The 17,762-nt window shown below is 65.8% G+C and carries 20 protein-coding genes; 18 read left to right on the forward strand and 2 right to left on the reverse strand.

Annotated features, from left to right (window positions below; all coding sequences use genetic code 11):
- Nucleotides 1–12: 12 nt before the first annotated feature.
- From I6H87_RS12975 to I6H87_RS12985, 3 genes are all read left to right on the forward strand, one after another.
- Nucleotides 13–672 (forward strand): HAD-IA family hydrolase, encoded by a 660-nt coding sequence (locus I6H87_RS12975; RefSeq protein WP_011615728.1) that lies wholly within the window; start codon nt 13–15, stop codon nt 670–672.
- A complete protein-coding gene (locus I6H87_RS12980) occupies nt 665–1,063 on the forward strand; it encodes a Rieske (2Fe-2S) protein (RefSeq protein ID WP_011615727.1) in 399 nt (132 codons plus the stop codon). The genes I6H87_RS12975 and I6H87_RS12980 overlap by 8 nt, the downstream gene beginning before the upstream one ends.
- A gap of 79 nt (nt 1,064–1,142) precedes the next feature.
- Nucleotides 1,143–2,327, forward strand: a complete 1,185-nt coding sequence (locus I6H87_RS12985; protein WP_010814671.1) for a S49 family peptidase — start codon at nt 1,143–1,145, stop codon at nt 2,325–2,327.
- Between the two features lie 57 nt (nt 2,328–2,384).
- On the opposite strand, the gene I6H87_RS12990 is transcribed toward I6H87_RS12985, so the two are convergent.
- Both I6H87_RS12990 and I6H87_RS12995 read right to left on the reverse strand, forming a co-directional pair.
- Complete coding sequence (locus tag I6H87_RS12990) at nt 2,385–3,116, reverse strand: SAM-dependent methyltransferase (RefSeq protein ID WP_010814672.1); 732 nt, start codon at nt 3,114–3,116, stop codon at nt 2,385–2,387.
- A gap of 16 nt (nt 3,117–3,132) precedes the next feature.
- On the reverse strand, nt 3,133–3,732 hold the full coding sequence (locus tag I6H87_RS12995; RefSeq protein WP_010814673.1) for a Maf-like protein: 600 nt from the start codon (nt 3,730–3,732) through the stop codon (nt 3,133–3,135).
- A 205-nt stretch (nt 3,733–3,937) separates the two neighbouring features.
- Here I6H87_RS12995 and I6H87_RS13000 point away from each other — a divergent pair, with 205 nt between their 5' ends.
- The 15 genes from I6H87_RS13000 (at nt 3,938) to lepA (ending at nt 17,704) form a co-directional block, all read left to right on the forward strand.
- Entirely contained in the window at nt 3,938–4,528 is a 591-nt protein-coding gene (locus I6H87_RS13000; RefSeq protein WP_011615726.1) for a DUF177 domain-containing protein, read from the forward strand.
- A gap of 119 nt (nt 4,529–4,647) precedes the next feature.
- Entirely contained in the window at nt 4,648–4,827 is a 180-nt protein-coding gene (rpmF, locus tag I6H87_RS13005) for a 50S ribosomal protein L32 (protein ID WP_010814675.1), read from the forward strand.
- 165 nt (nt 4,828–4,992) lie between these two features.
- Nucleotides 4,993–6,072, forward strand: a complete 1,080-nt coding sequence (gene plsX, locus I6H87_RS13010) for a phosphate acyltransferase PlsX (protein ID WP_010814676.1) — start codon at nt 4,993–4,995, stop codon at nt 6,070–6,072.
- Nucleotides 6,073–6,124: 52 nt separating this feature from the next.
- Entirely contained in the window at nt 6,125–7,105 is a 981-nt protein-coding gene (locus tag I6H87_RS13015; RefSeq protein ID WP_010814677.1) for a beta-ketoacyl-ACP synthase III, read from the forward strand.
- Nucleotides 7,106–7,188: 83 nt separating this feature from the next.
- Nucleotides 7,189–8,118, forward strand: a complete 930-nt coding sequence (gene fabD / locus I6H87_RS13020; RefSeq protein ID WP_011615725.1) for an ACP S-malonyltransferase — start codon at nt 7,189–7,191, stop codon at nt 8,116–8,118.
- Between the two features lie 16 nt (nt 8,119–8,134).
- Nucleotides 8,135–8,884, forward strand: coding sequence for a 3-oxoacyl-ACP reductase FabG (gene fabG / locus I6H87_RS13025; protein ID WP_010814679.1), 750 nt, complete (start codon nt 8,135–8,137; stop codon nt 8,882–8,884).
- Between the two features lie 170 nt (nt 8,885–9,054).
- Nucleotides 9,055–9,294 (forward strand): acyl carrier protein, encoded by a 240-nt coding sequence (gene acpP / locus I6H87_RS13030; RefSeq protein WP_008644813.1) that lies wholly within the window; start codon nt 9,055–9,057, stop codon nt 9,292–9,294.
- Nucleotides 9,295–9,484: 190 nt separating this feature from the next.
- The gene (gene fabF / locus I6H87_RS13035) at nt 9,485–10,717 is read left to right on the forward strand and encodes a beta-ketoacyl-ACP synthase II (protein ID WP_010814680.1); all 1,233 of its coding nucleotides are present in this window, start codon (nt 9,485–9,487) and stop codon (nt 10,715–10,717) included.
- A gap of 52 nt (nt 10,718–10,769) precedes the next feature.
- Entirely contained in the window at nt 10,770–11,243 is a 474-nt protein-coding gene (locus tag I6H87_RS13040; protein ID WP_231881359.1) for a hypothetical protein, read from the forward strand.
- Nucleotides 11,244–11,354: 111 nt separating this feature from the next.
- Nucleotides 11,355–11,954 (forward strand): RNA polymerase sigma factor RpoE, encoded by a 600-nt coding sequence (gene rpoE / locus I6H87_RS13045; RefSeq protein WP_010814682.1) that lies wholly within the window; start codon nt 11,355–11,357, stop codon nt 11,952–11,954.
- A 115-nt stretch (nt 11,955–12,069) separates the two neighbouring features.
- Entirely contained in the window at nt 12,070–12,696 is a 627-nt protein-coding gene (locus I6H87_RS13050; RefSeq protein WP_010814683.1) for a sigma-E factor negative regulatory protein, read from the forward strand.
- Between the two features lie 8 nt (nt 12,697–12,704).
- On the forward strand, nt 12,705–13,784 hold the full coding sequence (locus I6H87_RS13055; RefSeq protein ID WP_011615723.1) for a MucB/RseB C-terminal domain-containing protein: 1,080 nt from the start codon (nt 12,705–12,707) through the stop codon (nt 13,782–13,784).
- A gap of 133 nt (nt 13,785–13,917) precedes the next feature.
- On the forward strand, nt 13,918–15,402 hold the full coding sequence (locus tag I6H87_RS13060) for a DegQ family serine endoprotease (RefSeq protein WP_010814685.1): 1,485 nt from the start codon (nt 13,918–13,920) through the stop codon (nt 15,400–15,402).
- Nucleotides 15,403–15,417: 15 nt separating this feature from the next.
- The gene (locus I6H87_RS13065; protein WP_010814686.1) at nt 15,418–15,702 is read left to right on the forward strand and encodes a glutaredoxin family protein; all 285 of its coding nucleotides are present in this window, start codon (nt 15,418–15,420) and stop codon (nt 15,700–15,702) included.
- 208 nt (nt 15,703–15,910) lie between these two features.
- Nucleotides 15,911–17,704, forward strand: a complete 1,794-nt coding sequence (gene lepA, locus I6H87_RS13070) for a translation elongation factor 4 (RefSeq protein ID WP_010814687.1) — start codon at nt 15,911–15,913, stop codon at nt 17,702–17,704.
- Nucleotides 17,705–17,762 lie beyond the last annotated feature (58 nt).

The following is a 17,762-nucleotide window of genomic DNA, read 5'->3' on the forward strand; positions in this document are numbered from 1 at the left end:
ACAAGGATTTCCATGGCCAGGCAACAATTTGACCTGATCGTTTTCGACTGGGACGGGACGTTGATGGACTCGACCCCGACCATCGCGAAGTGCATCCAGCTTGCCAGCCGCGACCTGGGCCTGCCGGTGCCGGATGACAGCGCCGCCAGCCACGTGATCGGGCTGGGCCTGAAGGATGCGCTGTCTTACGCGGTGCCGACGCTGGACCCCGTCGACTACCCGCGCCTGGCCGAACGCTACCGCTACCACTTCCTCGCTCGCGACGCCGACCTGGTGCTGTTCGACGGCGTGCGCGAAATGCTGGAGGCCCTGCGCGGCGAACATTATTTTCTTGGCGTGGCCACCGGCAAGACCCGCGTCGGCCTGCAGCGCGCGCTGGCCGCGAGCGGTCTGACCCGCCTGTTCGACGCCACGCGCTGTGCCGACGAGACCTTCTCCAAGCCGCACCCGGCCATGCTGCACGAACTGACCCGCGAACTGGGCCAGGACGTGGAGCGCACGGTGATGGTCGGCGACACCACCCATGACCTGCAGATGGCGGCCAATGCCGGCGCCAAGGGGATTGGTGTGTGCTATGGCGCACATCCCGCAGATTCGCTGCGCGCGATGGCGCCGGTGCATTGCGCGACTTCCATCCCCGACCTGACCGACTGGCTGCTGGCCCATGCCTGAGGCAGCGGCCGGCCAGGCGCCGGTGCGGCTGTGTGCCGCCGAGGACCTGGAGGAAGGCGGCCTGGGCGTGCGCTTCTCGGTGGCGCTGGACCAGCGCGAGATCGGCGCCTTCGTGGTGCGTTTCGACGGCGCCGCGCACGGCTACCTGAACCAGTGCGCCCATGTGCCGATGGAACTGGACTGGCAGGAAGGCCGGTTCTTCGATGCCTCGGGCCTATACTTGATGTGCGCCACACATGGCGCGGTTTATGCGCCGGACAGCGGCGAGTGCGTCGGCGGTCCCTGCCGCGGCGCATCGCTGGCCAAGCTGCGCATCGAGGAGCGCGACGGCCAGGTCTACTGGCTACCGGAAGCGCCATACCGGATTGCTGCGCGCATGGGCGGTGCCTGAATGACGGGCAGGGCCGGCAGTCAGGCCGGCCGTTGTATTTCCAGGCCTGGGGTTCCAGGCGTTTCCACGAGCGATTTGCATGACAGAACAACAGAAGCCGCCATCGGGTGAATCGGGTCAGCCGGACGAGCACAAGCCAGCCGGCGACGGTGCGCCGGGCGAAGGGGCGCCCCAGGCGGAGTCCGAGCGCCTGGTCACCGCACCGCGCGCCGACTACCCGCTGGAAGACGAATTGCGAGCCGGCGACGACGCCGCAAGGCGTGAAGCGCGCGAGCGCAAGGCGCGCATGGCTGGAGCCACGGCGGGGCCCCCGGTTGGCGGCGGCGCCGGCTGGGAGCGCGATCTGCTGGAAAAAGTGCTGACCGCATCGCTGCGCGAGCAGCGCGCGGCACGGCGCTGGCGCATCTTCTTCCGCTTTGTCGGACTGGCTTTGCTGGCGCTGATCCTGGTCACGCTGTTCGACTTCAAGGGCGATGGCGCCATCAGCACCTCGGGCCGCCATACCGCCATGGTCACGCTGGAGGGCGAAATCGCCGCTGGCACCCCGGCCAGCGCGGAATCGATCAATGCCTCGTTGCAGGCGGCGTTCGCTGACGGCAATGCCGCCGGCGTGATCCTGAAGATCAATTCTCCGGGTGGCTCGCCGGTGCAGGCGGGCATCATCAACGACGAGATCCAGCGGCTGCGCACGCTTTATCCGTCCAAGCCGTTCTATGTGGTGGTGGAAGAGATCTGTGCCTCGGGCGGCTATTACGTGGCCGCGGCGGCCGACAAGATCTATGTCGACAAGGCCAGCATCGTAGGTTCGATCGGCGTGCTGATGGACGGTTTTGGCTTTACCGGGCTGATGGACAAGCTGGGCGTGGAGCGCCGGCTGTATACCTCGGGCGCCAACAAGGGCATGCTGGACCCGTTCTCGCCGCAGGTGCCCAAGCAGAAGGCCTTTGCCGAGGCCATGCTCAAGCAGATCCACCAGCAGTTCATCGACGTGGTCAAGGAAGGGCGCGGCGACCGGCTCAAGGATGATCCGGAACTGTTCTCCGGCCTGTTCTGGTCGGGCGAGCGCGCCGTGGAGCTGGGCCTGGCCGACGGGCTGGGCAGTGCCGACTATGTCGCGCGCGATGTGCTCAAGGCCGAGGACATCGTCGACTACACCGTCAAGGAGAACATCGCCGAGCGCGTGGCCAAGCGCTTTGGCGCGGCGGTGGGCTCGGCGGCGATGAAGACCATGCTGTGGAGCAACCGCATGCAGGGCATGCACTGAGCCTGGATGGCGCGGCGGCAATGGCAAAGGGGGCGTTCGCGCCCCCTTTGCCGTTTCTTACATGGCCAGCAGCGAGAAGATCGCCGGGCGCTTGTGCAGGTCGATCCGCTCGGGACGCCAGTCCGACAGCGGCAGCGTGACGATGGTCTCGCCCGGCAGGGTCAGGTCCACGGCCACGGACAGCAGCGTGGTGCCGGCGCAGTGCTGGCGCATGGCTTCCAGCAGCGCCGCATTGCGGTAGGGCGTTTCGATGAACACCTGGGTCTGGCTGGACTTGCGCGAGCGCTGTTCCAGCTCACGCAGGCGCTGCGCGCGCTCGCCGGCATCGACCGGCAGATAGCCGTTGAAGGCAAAGCTCTGGCCGTTCAGGCCCGAGCCCATCACCGCCAGCAGGATCGAGCTGGGCCCGACCAGCGGCCGCACGCGGATGCGGCGCGCATGGGCCAGCCGCACCAGGTCGGCGCCGGGGTCGGCCACCGCCGGCACGCCGGCCTCGGACAGCAGGCCGCCGTCGCGGCCGGCTTCGAGCGGGGCTAGCAGTGCGGCCAGGGCGTCGGCGCGCGTGTTGACGTTCAGCTCGCGGATATCGATCTGCTGGATCGGGCGTGCCAGCGGCGTGGTCTCGCCCAGCTTCTTCAGGAAGGCGCGCGCGGTCTTGGCGTTCTCGGCGACGAGGTAATCGAGGTTGGCCGCGATCTGCTGCACGCCGGCCGGGATCACGTCGGCCAGCGGGTCGGCTTCATCGCGCTTGCCGAGGGTGTTGGGGATCAGGTAGAGAGTGCCGCTCATCGTGGGCTCGTGCGGATCATGCGGAAAGAAGAGGGTAGCCGGCCTGGCGCAGCATGCCGGTCAGTGCGATCAGCGGCAGGCCGACCAGTGCGGTCGGGTCGTCCGACTCGACGCGTTCCAGCAGCGCGATGCCCAGGCCTTCGGACTTGGCGCTGCCGGCCACGTCGTAGGGGCGCTCCAGCTGCAGGTAGGTCTCGATTTCAGCATCGGTCAGGTCGCGCATGGTCACGCGGGTCTGCACGTCGGCCAGCTGCACGGTGCCGGTGCGTGCGTCCAGCAGGCACAGCGCCGAGTGGAAGGTGGCGGTGCGCCCGCGCATGCGGCGCAGCTGCGCCACGGCCTTCTCGTGCGTGCCGGGCTTGCCCATCTGTTCGCCGTCCAGGGTCAGCACCTGGTCCGAGCCGATCACCAGCACGCCCGGATGGCGCGCGGCAATGGCTTCGGCCTTGCGCTGCGACAGGCGCAGCGCGGTGGCTTCGGGCGCTTCGCCGGCAAGCGGGGTTTCGTCGATGTCGGGCACGGCCACCTCGAACGGGATGCGCAGGCGCTCCAGCAGTTCGCGGCGGTAGGACGAGCCGGAGCCAAGGATCAGGCTGGGGCGGGGGTCTGTGGACATAAGTAATGGAATCGGAACAGGAAGCGAAACAGTAAAAGGTGCGGCCCGCGTTGCAAGACCTTTGACCTCGACGCGGTTTACGTCGTACAATCGCGCGTTTAGCCGCATCCGCACCCGGGCGCAGTGCCGCCAATGTGCGCGGCCCGTAGTCCGGCAGGCGTGGAATGTGGCGAACCAGTCATTGTATAGCGACCGGAGCACGCACATGACCCAGCCGATTGACCTGCGCGCGCTTGATCTCTTCGCCTTGTGCCGGAAGGGTGAAAGCCTGGCCGGCGACGTGGCGGTGCGGGATTTGCCGCGCATCTTAGCCGAGACCGCCGCGCAAGCGCCAGCCTCGGCACCCGATGAGACGTTTGCCTATACGGTCACTGGCTTCATGCGTGAAGAGGCGGCCGAGCCGGGCGCCGCGGTGGCGCGGCGGCTGTTTCTCGACGTGACCGTGGAGGGCCGGATCTGGCTGGATTGCCAGCGCTGCCTGGCCCCCTATGCCGAGCCGATCGATACGGCAACGCGTTTCGAGGTGGTGGAAAGCGAGGAAGCGGCCGACGCCGCGCCGATGGACGACGACGAAGTCGACGTGATCGCCGGCTCGAAGCGTTTCTCGCTGCTGGACCTGATTGAAGATGAAGTGCTGCTGGCGTTGCCGGTGGCCCCCAAGCATGACGTCTGCCCGACGGTGCACGAAAGCCTCGTGACCGGTTCGGACGGCGAGGCGCAGCCAGAGGCTGAGCCTGAGGAAGAAAAGCGGCCTTCGCCCTTTGCGGCGCTGGCCGGCCTGAAGACCAAGCATTGATGCCGCCGGCAGGCGGTGCGCAAGGTCTTGCAGGTGAATCTGAAGCATCCGGCCGGGCCCCGGCTACGCCTTGGGCGGGATGCGTGTGTTAATATTGAAAAATTCTCGAAGGAGTCATCATGGCTGTTCAACAGAACAAGAAGTCGCCGTCCAAGCGCGGCATGCACCGTTCGCACGATCACCTGTCGGCAGCGCCGCTGGCAGTTGAGCCGACCACCGGCGAAACCCACCTGCGCCACCACGTCAGCCCGAACGGCTACTACCGTGGCCGCAAGGTCATCAAGACCAAGAACGACTGATAGCTTCGTTCGGCGTGACGTTGCGTCTCGCTCGCGCATGCCTGTAGGTCGGACACTAAAAGGTCAGAGACAAAAAAGCGGCAAGATCGTTGCCGCTTTTTTGTTGGGCGCTCGGATTTCCCGCCGGGCGTGGCGTGCGCCGCCGCGCTATCCGTACCAGGAACAATGACGATCAAAATCGCTATCGACTGCATGGGCGGCGATCACGGAGTCTCCGTGACGGTGCCTGCGGCGATCAGTTTTCTTTCCCGCCACGACGACGCCGAGATGGTGCTGGTCGGCTTGCCCGACGCCATCCGGACGCAGCTGAAGAAGCTGCACGCGCTGGACCATCCGCGCGTGACCATCGTCGAGGCCACCGAGGTCATCACCATGGATGACCCGGTCGAGGTGGCGCTGCGCAAGAAGAGGGATTCCTCGATGCGCGTCGCCGTCACGCAGGTCAAGGAAGGCCTGGCCGGTGCCTGCATCTCCGCCGGCAATACCGGCGCGCTGATGGCGGTGTCGCGCTATGTGCTCAAGACGCTCGAAGGCATCGAGCGGCCGGCCATCGCCACCACCATCCCGAACGAGCAAGGCTGGGGCACCACCGTGCTGGACCTGGGCGCCAATGCCGACTGCGAGCCCGAGCACCTGCTGCAGTTCGCGCGCATGGCCGAAGCCATGGTGGCCGTGGTCGACCACAAGGAACACCCCACGGTGGGCCTGCTGAACATCGGCGAGGAAGTCATCAAGGGCAATGAGGTGGTCAAGCGTGCGGGTGAACTGCTGCGCGCCTCGGAGCTGAACTTCTACGGCAACGTGGAAGGCAACGACATCTTCAAGGGCACTACCGACATCGTGGTCTGCGACGGCTTCGTCGGCAACGTGGCGCTCAAGAGCACCGAGGGCCTGGCCAAGATGATCGGCAGTATGATCAAGGAAGAATTCACCCGCTCGTGGTTCACCAAGCTGCTGGCCGCGGTCGCCATGCCGGTGCTGTCGCGCCTGGCCAGGCGGCTCGACCCGGCGCGCTACAACGGCGCCTCGCTGCTTGGGTTGCGCGGGCTGGTGATCAAGAGCCACGGCTCGGCCGATGCCCATTCTTTTGAGTGGGCCATCAAACGCGGGTATGATGCCGCCAAGAATGGCGTGATCGCCCGCATCACCCGGGCTTTTGCCGATAAATCCAGCGCCGCAGGCGCTGCACAGCCCGCCCCGGAGACAGAGGTGCCTGGCGCGCATCCCAGCCCCCACGTCGCCTGAGCGCCACGCGCGCCGGTCGAGGGTGCCTGCGGGCCATACGATCCGACAATACATGACCAAGTACGCAAAAATCATCGGTACCGGGAGCTACCTGCCTCCGCGGCGCGTGACCAACCATGACCTGGCCACGCAGCTTGCCGAAAAGGGCATCGAGACCAGCGACGACTGGATCGTCTCGCGCAGCGGCATTTCGGCACGCCACTGGGCCGAGCCGGATGTGACCAGCAGCGATCTTGCGGTCAAGGCTGCCGAGCAGGCCATCGAAGCCGCCGGCATCGACCGCCAGAGCATCGACCTGATCATCGTCGCCACCTCGACGCCGGACTTCGTGTTCCCCAGCACGGCCTGCATCGTGCAGGAAAAGCTGGGCATCACCAACCACTGCCCGGCGTTCGACCTGCAGGCGGTGTGCTCGGGCTTCGTGTACGCGCTGGCCACCGCCGACAAGTTCATCCGCAGCGGCTCGCACCGCAACGTGCTGGTGATCGGCACCGAGGTGTTCTCGCGCATCCTGGACTTCAACGACCGCACCACCTGCGTGCTGTTCGGCGACGGTGCCGGCGCCGTGCTGCTGTCGGCGTCCGAGGAGCCGGGGATCCTGTCCACCGCGATGCACTCGGACGGCAGGCATGTCGATATCCTGTGCGTGCCGGGCAACGTCGCCGGCGGCAACATCACCGGCAACCCGTTCCTGCACATGGACGGCCAGGCTGTGTTCAAGCTGGCCGTGAACGTGCTGGACAAGGTCGCGCGCGAAGCCATGGAGGCTGCCAGCGTGACGCCGGGCCAGATCGACTGGCTGATTCCGCACCAGGCCAATATCCGCATCATGCAGGGCACGGCAAAGAAGCTGGGCCTGCCGGCGGAGCGCATGGTCGCCACCGTGCATGAGCACGGCAACACCTCGGCGGCGTCGATCCCGCTGGCGCTGGACGTCGCGGTGCGCGACGGCCGCATCCGCGCGGGCCAGACCGTGCTGATGGAAGGCGTGGGTGGCGGCTTCACCTGGGGCGCGGTGCTGCTGCGCATGTGATTCGCGGCCGGCGCCATGGCATGCCGCGCATGCGGGGCATGCCGCGGCGCCGGCCACCCGTTTCTTGTTAGGGTTCCAATCCGATGAAATTCGCTTTCGTATTTCCCGGCCAGGGTTCGCAGTCGGTCGGCATGCTCAATGCCTTCGCCGATAACGCCGTGGTGCGCGCCACCGTGGAAGAGGCCTCGGCCGCGCTCGGCCAGGATCTCGGCCGCCTGATCGCCGAAGGCCCCGCCGAAGAGCTGAACCTGACCACCAACACGCAGCCGGTGATGCTGACCGCCGCAGTGGCGGTCTACCGTGCCTGGCTGGATGCCGGTGGTCCGGCACCGGCGCTGGTTGCCGGCCACAGCCTGGGCGAGTACTCGGCGCTGGTGGCCGCGGGCGTGATCCCGTTTGCCGACGCGGTACCGCTGGTGCGCTTCCGCGCGCAAGCCATGCAAGAAGCCGTGCCGGTGGGCGAGGGTGCCATGGCCGCGATCCTGGGCCTGTCCGATGACGACGTGCGCGCCGCTTGCGCCGAGGCATCGGCCGCCGGCGTGGTCGAGGCCGTGAACTTCAACGCGCCGTCGCAGGTGGTGATTGCCGGGCACAAGGCCGCGGTCGAGAAGGCCTGCGAAATCGCCAAGGGCAAGGGCGCCAAGCGCGCGCTGCCGCTGCCGGTGTCGGCGCCGTTCCACTCGTCGCTGCTCAAGCCCGCTTCGGACCGCCTGCGCGAGCGCATGGCCGGCCTGGCTTTCTCGGCGCCGTCGATCCCGCTGGTGAACAACGTCGACGTCGCCATCGTCAATGATCCGGATGCGATCAAGGACGCCCTGGTGCGCCAGGCCGCCGCGCCGGTGCGCTGGGTCGAGTGCGTGCAGAAGATGGCCGCCGAAGGCGTCACGCACGTGATCGAATGCGGCCCCGGCAAGGTGCTGGCCGGCATGACCAAGCGCATCGACGGCAACCTGACCGGCGGTGCGATCTTCGATCCGGCCTCGCTGCAAGACACGCTGGCACTGCTGAAGTAAGCAAGAGGACATCCGCATGACCAAACTTCTCGACAACCAGGTTGCGCTGGTCACCGGCGCCTCGCGCGGCATCGGCCGCGCCATCGCGCTGGAACTGGCCCGCCAGGGCGCCACCGTGATCGGCACCGCCACCAGCGAAGCCGGCGCGGCCGGCATCACCGATTACCTCGGCGCCGACGGCCTGAAGGGCAAGGGCGCCGTGCTCAACGTCAATGACGCGGCCGCTTGCGACGCGCTCATCGACGAGATTGTCAAGACCCACGGCGGCATCGGCGTGCTGGTCAACAATGCCGGCATCACGCAGGACCAGTTGGCGATGCGCATGAAGGACGAGGACTGGCTGGCCGTGATCCAGACCAACCTGACTTCGGTGTTCCGTCTGTCGCGCGCGGTGCTGCGCCCGATGATGAAGGCCCGCCAGGGCCGCATCATCAATATCACTTCGGTGGTGGGCTCGGTCGGCAACCCCGGCCAGATGAACTACTCTGCTGCCAAGGCGGGCGTGGCGGGCATGACCCGCTCGCTGGCCGCGGAAATCGGCAGCCGCAACGTGACCGTGAACTGTGTCGCGCCGGGCTTTATCGACACCGACATGACCAAGGCGCTGTCCGAAGAGCAGCATGCTTCGCTCAAGACGCAGATTCCGCTGGGTCGCCTTGGCCAGCCGGAGGATATCGCCAACGCAGTGGCCTTCCTGGCTGGCCCGCATGCCGCTTACATTACCGGCACTACGCTGCATGTGAACGGCGGGATGTACATGAATTAATGGGGTTTTGGCTGGCTGGTTTCGGGGGAGAAGCCCGAAGAAGCCGCCTGAAGTAGTAGTTTTCCGAACCAAACGGGCGCGATTCTTGCAAAGCTTGGCAGGCGGCATTTCTGTCGCCTCAAACCTGCTAAAATGCGCCCACTTTTTGTCGAACTTCCCTGGAGGGTTACATGGACAATATCGAACAACGCGTCAAGAAAATCGTGGCAGAACAGCTTGGCGTGGCCGAGGCAGATATCAAGAACGAATCGTCGTTCGTGAACGATCTCGGTGCGGACTCGCTGGACACGGTTGAACTCGTGATGGCGTTGGAAGATGAATTCGGCATGGAAATTCCTGATGAGGAAGCCGAAAAGATCACGACCGTGCAACAGGCTATCGACTACGCCACCGCGCACGTCAAGGCCTAAGCCCGTCGTCTCTGCATTCCGAGCCACAGAAGGCAGGTGGGCGGGCCGTTGCGGCCGCGCCTTGCTGTTTTCTGTGGCTTTCGTCTGTTTGAAGAAGCAGAATGGAATGTGCTTCGCCGCGCGGCCCGCAAGGCCGGCGGCGGGCTGATCTCCGTTCCGTTCCCGTTTCACGCACCCGTAGGAAAACATAGTGAGCCGTCGTCGCGTCGTCGTCACTGGGCTTGGCCTTGTGTCTCCGGTCGGAAACACGGTTGCCGAAGGCTGGGCCAACCTGGTTGCCGGCAAGTCCGGCATCGCCACCATCACCAAATTCGATCACTCCGCGCTTTCCGTGCACTTTGCCGGTGAAGTGAAGGGTTTCAATGCCGAGGACTACATCCCGGCCAAGGAAGCCCGCGCGATGGATACCTTCATCCATTTCGGCATTGCGGCCGGCACGCAGGCGCTGAAGGACAGCGGCCTGGAAGTGACCGAAGCCAATGCCGAGCGCATCGGCGTGCTGGTCGGCTCGGGCATCGGCGGCCTGCCGTTGATCGAAGAGACCCACGCCGTGCTGACCGAGCGCGGTCCGCGCCGGATTTCGCCGTTCTTCGTGCCTGGCTCGATCATCAACATGATCGCCGGCCACCTGTCGATCATCCACGGTATCAAGGGCCCGAACCTGGCTGCCGTGACGGCTTGCACGACCGGCCTGCACAGCATTGGCCTGGCCGCCCGCCTGATCCAGGCCGGCGATGCCGACGCCATGCTGGCGGGCGGTGCCGAGTCGACCGTGTCGCCGCTGGGCATCGGCGGTTTCGCCGCTGCGCGTGCGCTGTCGACGCGCAATGACGATCCGGCCGCCGCTTCGCGTCCGTGGGACAAGGACCGCGACGGCTTCGTGCTGGGCGAAGGCGCCGGGGTGATGATGCTGGAGGAGTACGAGTCGGCCAAGGCGCGCGGCGCGCGCATCTATGCCGAGCTGATCGGCTTTGGCATGAGCGGCGACGCCTACCACATGACCGCGCCGAACATGGACGGCCCGCGCCGTTGCATGGTCAATGCGCTCAAGGACGCCGGCATCAATACGGACCAGGTGCATTACCTGAACGCCCATGGTACGTCTACACCGCTGGGCGACAAGAACGAATCCGATGCGATCAAGGCCGCATTCGGGGACCAGGCCTACAAGATGGTGGTGAACTCGACCAAGTCGATGACCGGCCATCTGCTGGGCGGTGCCGGCGGCCTGGAATCGGTCTTCACCGTGCTGGCGCTGCACAACCAGGTGTCGCCGCCGACGATCAACCTCGACAACCAGGATCCCGAGTGCGACCTGGACTACGTGGCCAACACGGCGCGCGAGATGAAGATCGAGGTCGCGGTGAAGAACAACTTCGGTTTCGGCGGCACCAACGGCACGCTTGTTTTCCGCCGCGCCTGATCCGAGGTTGAGGCGGGCCCTTCGCGGGCTGCGCCAGGGCAGGGTCCACCCGTTGTGGTGGACCCTGTTCGTGTTTTGTGCCGGCGAAATGCTGGCGCTCGCGCTGCTGGCGCGGACGCTGGCCGCTGTAATAGCCGGCAGTCAGGCTGGTTTCCATTGGGGGCATGCCGCCATGGCGCTGGCACTCGTGCTTGCCGCAGCGGCAACGGTGCGTGCCTGGCCGGCGTGGTGGTGCAGCCTGCGCTGGCGCTGCACGGCAGTGCTGCATGCGCCCGACGGCAACGGCCCATTGCGGATCCGCCTGCAAGGGCCGGGTGATGCCCGGCACGAGGCTGTGGTCAGGCAATGCTGGCAGGCCGGCGGCGCCGCTGTCGTGCGCCTGGCGCCCGGAGCGCCCGGGATGCCCGGCGCCATCTTTCTTCCCTGGCAGGCAGGTTCGCCCGAGATGGCGCGGCGGTTGCAACGCGCCGCCAGAGTTGCACTGCGGGTGCAACCTGAGATGCCGGCAGGGGAACGATTTTGTTAGCTTGCGGTCACAGGATGCGCGTTGCTTCACCGGGCGGGCTTAGAATCGTAGGTAAAATACAACGTTTGTCGTGACGACCAAACCAAGAGATACACTGCAGGTGAGCCATACGTGAGCGAACGCGAAGCCGATCAGCTCCTAGTTGAACGCGTCCAGCAGGGCGACAAGCGGGCCTTTGAACTTCTGGTGACCAAATACCATCGGAAGATCATTCGCCTGATTTCGCGCCTGGTCAGGGACCCCGCTGAGGTGGAGGATGTGGCGCAGGATGCCTTTATCAAGGCATACCGCGCATTGCCCCAGTTCCGCGGGGAGTCGGCCTTTTATACGTGGCTGTACCGGATCGCCGTCAACACGGCCAAGAACTACCTTGCCACCCAGGGCCGCCGCCCGGAAGCGTCCAGCGATATCGATGCAGAGGAGGCTGAAACTTTTGCGGACGGTGAGCAACTAAGGGATATCAATACGCCGGAATCGATGCTCCACACACGCCAGGTCGCCGAGACGGTGAACCGCGCAATGGAGGCGCTTCCGGAAGAATTGCGGACCGCCATCACGCTGCGCGAGATCGAGGGCCTCAGCTATGAGGAGATCGCCGAAGCGATGGGATGTCCGATCGGCACGGTGCGTTCGCGGATCTTCCGGGCGCGCGAGGCGATTGCCGAGAAATTGCGTCCGCTGCTGGGAACGGCAGAGGGCAAACGGTGGTAGTAGTCGGGTAGTCAAGAAGAATGTCGTGCGGCCAGCGTTGCAGCGTATTCCTGCATCGATAAGCGACAGAAGTGACGGGATTATCGGTGTTCAATGGAATGTCTTGGGGTGGGAAATGGGTCAGGCTCATAAGCAGTCGGTTCATGTAGTGGAAGCAGCGGAGCAGATCTCCGTATTGATGGATGGCGAACTGGCGCCGCACGAAGTCGATGCCGTGCTGGGCCTCGCGAAAAGCGATGCCGGCATGTCCGACTGGGCCACTTACCAGTTGATCGGCGACACGCTGCGTTCGGAAGACCTGACGCACGCGGGTTCCACCTCTGCTTTCCTCTCTCGTTTCTCCGCGCGCCTGGAAGCCGAGCCGCATGTACTGGTGCCGGCAGTGGCGCAGGCCAGCGCCCGCCACCGCCTGCTGGTCAGGCCGTCGTGGGTGCGCCGCGTGATGCCGGGCACCGCGATCGCCGCCGCCGTGGCAGCGGTCAGCTGGGTGGTCGTGCCGCAGATGCGCGGCCCCGCCACGCTGGCCACGCCCGATGCCGTGGTGGCACGCGCCGACCAGCCGGCCAGCCCGGCCTCTGGCATCGTCACCGTGGCGGCGGAAACTCCCCAGATGATCCGCGACCCGCGCCTGGACGAATACCTGCGTGCCCATCGCACGTCGGTGGCAACGGATGCGTTCGTGCCCACCATGCGCACGGTTGCCAACGGTGCAAACTTCACTCAGGAAAATACGCAGGAATAATGCCGGACATGCATAAAGGAGGGTCGCCCGCCTATGTAGCGGGCGCGCAGAAAATCAGGGCCCTGCGTAGGTCCTTTTTTCTGGCCTTGTGTCTGAGCGCTGCCGCGGCCACCGCACAGCCTTCAGACAGTACGCTGAACCGACGCGACGCCACCGCCTGGCTCAACAAGATCCACAAAGCCGCACAGCGCGAGAACTATGTCGGCACGCTGATCTACCAGCGCGGCAGCGTCATGCACGCCTCGCGTATCCAGCATTACAGCGATCTCGTCCACAACGAGTACGAACGCCTGGAAACGCTCGACGGCAAGCCGCGCGAGGTGCTGCGTCAGAATGACGTGGTGCACAGCCTGATCCCGGAAGCCAAGCTGGTGGTGGTGGAGAAGCAGGAAGCCAAGGATCGCTTCCCGGCGCTGCTCGCCACCAACAAGAACGACGTGCTGGACCTGTACGACATGCGCAAGATGCCCGCCGAGCGGGTGGCAGGCATGGAGTGCGAGGTCTTCGCGCTGGAGCCGCACGATGCCGCGCGCTATGCGGTGCGCCTGTGGGCGGAGAAAAACTCCGGCCTGCTGATGCGCGCGCAGACCATCGGCGATGGTGGCAAGGTGCTGGAGCAGGTCGCGTTCTCGCAGGTGCAGATCGGGGTGCCGTCCGAAAAGCAGCATATCCTCGGTGCGATCAAGAATTCCAGCAGCTGGAATCGCTATGAGGTGACCTACCAGCCGACCAATATCGCCGACGAGGGCTGGTCGATTGCGGTGCCGCTCAAGGGCTTCCAGAAGATCCGCGAAGTGCGCCGTCCGCTCGGCGAGCTGCGCGCACCCGCGCCGGGCAACGCGCGCGGCCAGGTCTTCGAAGTGCTGCAGGTCGTTTACAGCGACGGGCTGACCGGCCTGTCGGTCTTCATTGAACCGGTTTCCGAGCAACGCGTGCGCCGCGAGGGCGTGGCAGCGCTCGGCGCGACCCAGGTCGTGGTGCGCCGGATTGCCGATTTCTGGATTACCGTGGTGGGCGAGGTGCCGGCGAGCACCGTGCGGCAGTTTGCGACGGCCGTGGAGTACCGCCCGCCCAAGGCGGTACACTGAGCTTGACGCAGGTGCAGCCGACGCCGCCGGACTCTGTCCCGGCGCCGGCTTCATGAAACCTGCGCAGGGGTCCCCGCCACGGGATCACATCCAGACGGTTTTTCTTCTATTCGCTGAATCCCGGGAGTTGTCGATGATGTTCAGATCTCCAGCCCTGGCGCGGGCCGTGGTCATGGCTGCCATGATGCTGCTCGGCCCGACTGTTGCCGAAGTCAGCCATGCCCAGGCTGCCGCCTCCAACTACAACCTGCCCGATTTCACCGACCTGGTGGAAAAGGCCAGCCCGGCCGTGGTCAATATCCGCACCACGGAACTCGTGCGCCAGCGCGGTGCACCCGGCGGCGATGACGAGATGGCGGAATTCTTCCGGCGCTTCTTCGGCGTGCCGATGCCCGGTGCCCCGGCGCCCGGCGCCCCCCGCCGCGGCCAGCCGCCGCAGCAGGAAGAGCAGAGCCGCGGCGTGGGTTCGGGCTTCATCATCAGCCAGGACGGCTACGTGATGACCAACGCGCACGTGGTGGCCGACGCCGAAACCATTTATGTGACGCTGCCCGACAAGCGCGAATTCAAGGCCAAGCTGATCGGCTCGGACAAGCGCACCGACGTGGCGCTGCTCAAGGTCGAGGCCAGCGGCCTGCCGCGCCTGCCGCTGGGCGATTCCAACAAGGTCCGCGCCGGCGAATGGGTGCTGGCGATCGGCTCGCCGTTCGGGCTGGACAACAGCGTGACCGCCGGCATTGTCTCGGCCAAGGGCCGCGACACGGGCGACTACCTGCCGTTCATCCAGACCGACGTGGCGGTCAACCCCGGCAATTCCGGCGGCCCGCTGATCAACCTGCGCGGCGAGGTGATCGGCATCAACTCGCAGATCTACAGCCGCAGCGGCGGCTACATGGGCATCTCGTTCGCAATCCCGATCGACGAGGCGATGCGCGTGTCCGAGCAGCTCAAGAGCTCCGGGCGCGTGACGCGCGGGCGCATCGCCGTGGCGATCGGCGACGTCACCAAGGAGGTGGCCGATTCGCTGGGCCTGGGCCGTGCGCGCGGCGCGCTGGTCGGCAGCGTCGAGCCGGGCGGTCCTGCCGAGAAGGCGGGCATCGAAGCCGGCGACATCATCCTCAAGTTCAACGGCCGCGATATCGAGCGGGCCTCGGACCTGCCGCGCATGGTGGGCGAGACCAAGCCGGGCACGCGCGTGCCGCTGCAGCTGTGGCGCAAGGGCGCGGTCCGCGAGGTCACCATCACCGTCACCGAGCTGGAGCCGGACGGCAAGGCCAAGGCTCGCAGCGGCGCAACGCCCAAGGACGACAGCGCGGCACAGGCCGGCAAGCCCAATGCGCTTGGCCTGGTGGTCAACGACCTGCCCGAGGCACGCCTGAAGGAGCTCAAGCTCAAGTCGGGCGTCGAGGTGGAAGTGGCCGACGGCCCGGCGCTGCGTGCCGGCATCCGTCCGGGCGACATCATCCTGCGCCTGGGCGATACGGATGTGACCAACGCCCGCCAGTTCAACGAGCTGGTGCGCAGCCTGGACAAGAACCGGATTGCCGCGGTGTTCGTGCGGCGCGGCGATGCCACCCAGGTGCTGACGCTGCGTCCGGGCGCCACGTCCAGCCGCTGATCCGCAATGGCCGGTATGCCTGCGCTGACACTGTACGGTCGGGCATACTGCCACCTTTGCGAAGACATGAAGGTCGCGCTGGAGCCGCTCCGGCGCGATTTTTCTTTCGCCCTGCACGAGGTGGATGTCGATGCCGATGCGGGGCTGGAAGACCGCTTTGGCGAACTGGTGCCGGTGCTGATGCCGGGCACCCCAGCAGACTTGCAGGGCGGCGCCGTGGAGCTTTGCCACTATTTCCTCGACGAAGCTGCCGTAAGGGTGTGGCTTGCCGCACATGGCAGCGCGCGCACAACCCGCTGATCCCCGTCGGTAACCGCCGCCAACCGCGCCACGCCGCCATTTGACGACCCGGAAGTCATTGAAAATCCGGTAAAATTGCGGATTGGCGCAAAAATTGCACCCCCCGAACCTGCGGTACGCCCGCGCCCGCCTTGCGGCGCGCGGCGCCGGGCCGCTCAACCGCTTGTTGCCGCGCGGGCTCTCACGCCGGCGCCCCCCTGAACACTAGATGGACCATATCCGTAATTTCTCGATCATTGCCCATATCGACCATGGGAAGTCCACCCTGGCCGACCGGATCATTCAGCTTTGTGGAGGGCTGTCGGATCGGGAGATGGAAGCGCAGGTCCTCGATTCGATGGATATCGAAAAGGAGCGCGGCATCACCATCAAGGCGCAGACCGCTGCGCTCAGCTACAAGGCGCGCGACGGCAAGGTCTACAACCTGAACCTGATCGACACCCCGGGACACGTCGACTTCAGCTATGAAGTGAGCCGCTCGCTGTCCGCCTGCGAAGGCGCGCTGCTGGTGGTCGACGCCTCACAGGGCGTTGAGGCGCAGACCGTGGCCAACTGCTACACCGCGATCGAGCTGGGCGTGGAAGTGGTGCCGGTGCTGAACAAGATCGACCTGCCGCAGGCCGACCCCGATAACGCGATCCAGGAGATCGAGGACGTGATCGGCATCGACGCGCAGGACGCCACGCCGTGCTCGGCCAAGACCGGGCAGGGCGTGCAGGACGTGATCGAGGCGCTGATCGCCAAGGTGCCGCCGCCCGAGGGCGACGCCGACGCGCCGCTGCAGGCGCTGATCATCGACTCGTGGTTCGACAACTACGTCGGCGTGGTGATGCTGGTTCGCGTGGTCAACGGCACCCTGCGTCCCAAGGACAAGGTACTGCTGATGGCCAACGGCTCACAGCACCTGGTCGAGCAGGTGGGCGTGTTTACGCCGAAGTCGATCCCCCGCGATGCGCTGACGGCGGGCCAGGTGGGCTTTGTCATCGCCGGCATCAAGGAACTGAAGGCGGCCAAGGTGGGCGATACCATCACCACCATGCAGCGCAAGGCCGAAGCGCCGCTGCCGGGCTTCAAGGAAGTCAAGCCGCAGGTGTTCGCCGGCCTGTACCCGGTTGAGGCCAACCAGTACGAGGCGCTGCGCGAGTCATTGGAAAAGCTGCGGCTCAACGATGCCTCGCTGATGTTCGAGCCGGAAGTGTCGCAGGCGCTGGGCTTCGGCTTCCGCTGCGGCTTCCTCGGCCTGCTGCACATGGAGATCGTGCAGGAGCGCCTGGAGCGCGAGTTCGACATGGACCTGATCACCACCGCGCCGACGGTGGTGTACCAGGTCGAGATGCGCGACGGCACCGTGATCACCGTGGAAAATCCGGCGAAGATGCCGGACCCGAGCAAGATCGAGGCGATCCTGGAACCGATCGTCACCGTCAACCTGTATATGCCGCAGGAATATGTCGGCTCGGTGATTACGCTGTGCACGCAGAAGCGTGGCTCGCAAATCAACATGAGCTACCACGGCAAGCAGGTGCAGCTGACCTACGAGATCCCGATGGCGGAAATCGTGATGGACTTCTTCGACCGCCTGAAGTCGGTGTCGCGCGGCTATGCGTCGATGGACTACGAGTTCAAGGAATATCGCCCGTCGGACGTGGTCAAGGTCGACATCCTGATCAACAGCGACAAGGTCGATGCGCTGTCGGTGATCGTGCACCGTTCGAACTCGCAATACCGCGGCCGCGAGGTCGCAGCCAAGATGCGCGAGATCATTCCGCGCCAGATGTACGACGTGGCGATCCAGGCCGCCATCGGCGCGAATATCATTGCGCGCGAAAACGTCAAGGCGCTGCGCAAGAACGTGCTGGCCAAGTGCTACGGCGGCGACATCACGCGCAAGAAGAAGCTGCTGGAGAAGCAGAAGGCGGGCAAGAAGCGGATGAAGCAGGTCGGTACGGTCGAGATCCCGCAGGAGGCTTTCCTGGCCATCCTGCAGGTGGATGACAAGTAAGAAGGCGCCGCGAGCAGGGCAGTGCCACGCGCGGCGGCTTGCCGCCGTGGTGAAAGAA

This window comes from Cupriavidus necator (assembly GCF_016127575.1).
Taxonomy (GTDB): Bacteria; Pseudomonadota; Gammaproteobacteria; order Burkholderiales; family Burkholderiaceae; genus Cupriavidus; species Cupriavidus necator_D.

Bases quoted from the DNA above. Each gene is read 5' to 3' on its own strand.
- I6H87_RS12975 (WP_011615728.1), top strand. From the start codon at position 13: ATGGCCAGGCAACAATTTGACCTGATCGTTTTCGACTGGGACGGGACG.
- I6H87_RS12980 (WP_011615727.1), top strand. From the start codon at position 665: ATGCCTGAGGCAGCGGCCGGCCAGGCGCCGGTGCGGCTGTGTGCCGCC.
- I6H87_RS12985 (WP_010814671.1), top strand. From the start codon at position 1,143: ATGACAGAACAACAGAAGCCGCCATCGGGTGAATCGGGTCAGCCGGAC.
- I6H87_RS12990 (WP_010814672.1), bottom strand. From the start codon at position 3,116: ATGAGCGGCACTCTCTACCTGATCCCCAACACCCTCGGCAAGCGCGAT.
- I6H87_RS12995 (WP_010814673.1), bottom strand. From the start codon at position 3,732: ATGTCCACAGACCCCCGCCCCAGCCTGATCCTTGGCTCCGGCTCGTCC.
- I6H87_RS13000 (WP_011615726.1), top strand. From the start codon at position 3,938: ATGACCCAGCCGATTGACCTGCGCGCGCTTGATCTCTTCGCCTTGTGC.
- rpmF (WP_010814675.1), top strand. From the start codon at position 4,648: ATGGCTGTTCAACAGAACAAGAAGTCGCCGTCCAAGCGCGGCATGCAC.
- plsX (WP_010814676.1), top strand. From the start codon at position 4,993: ATGACGATCAAAATCGCTATCGACTGCATGGGCGGCGATCACGGAGTC.
- I6H87_RS13015 (WP_010814677.1), top strand. From the start codon at position 6,125: ATGACCAAGTACGCAAAAATCATCGGTACCGGGAGCTACCTGCCTCCG.
- fabD (WP_011615725.1), top strand. From the start codon at position 7,189: ATGAAATTCGCTTTCGTATTTCCCGGCCAGGGTTCGCAGTCGGTCGGC.
- fabG (WP_010814679.1), top strand. From the start codon at position 8,135: ATGACCAAACTTCTCGACAACCAGGTTGCGCTGGTCACCGGCGCCTCG.
- acpP (WP_008644813.1), top strand. From the start codon at position 9,055: ATGGACAATATCGAACAACGCGTCAAGAAAATCGTGGCAGAACAGCTT.
- I6H87_RS13050 (WP_010814683.1), top strand. From the start codon at position 12,070: ATGGGTCAGGCTCATAAGCAGTCGGTTCATGTAGTGGAAGCAGCGGAG.
- I6H87_RS13055 (WP_011615723.1), top strand. From the start codon at position 12,705: ATGCATAAAGGAGGGTCGCCCGCCTATGTAGCGGGCGCGCAGAAAATC.
- I6H87_RS13060 (WP_010814685.1), top strand. From the start codon at position 13,918: ATGATGTTCAGATCTCCAGCCCTGGCGCGGGCCGTGGTCATGGCTGCC.
- I6H87_RS13065 (WP_010814686.1), top strand. From the start codon at position 15,418: ATGCCTGCGCTGACACTGTACGGTCGGGCATACTGCCACCTTTGCGAA.
- lepA (WP_010814687.1), top strand. From the start codon at position 15,911: ATGGACCATATCCGTAATTTCTCGATCATTGCCCATATCGACCATGGG.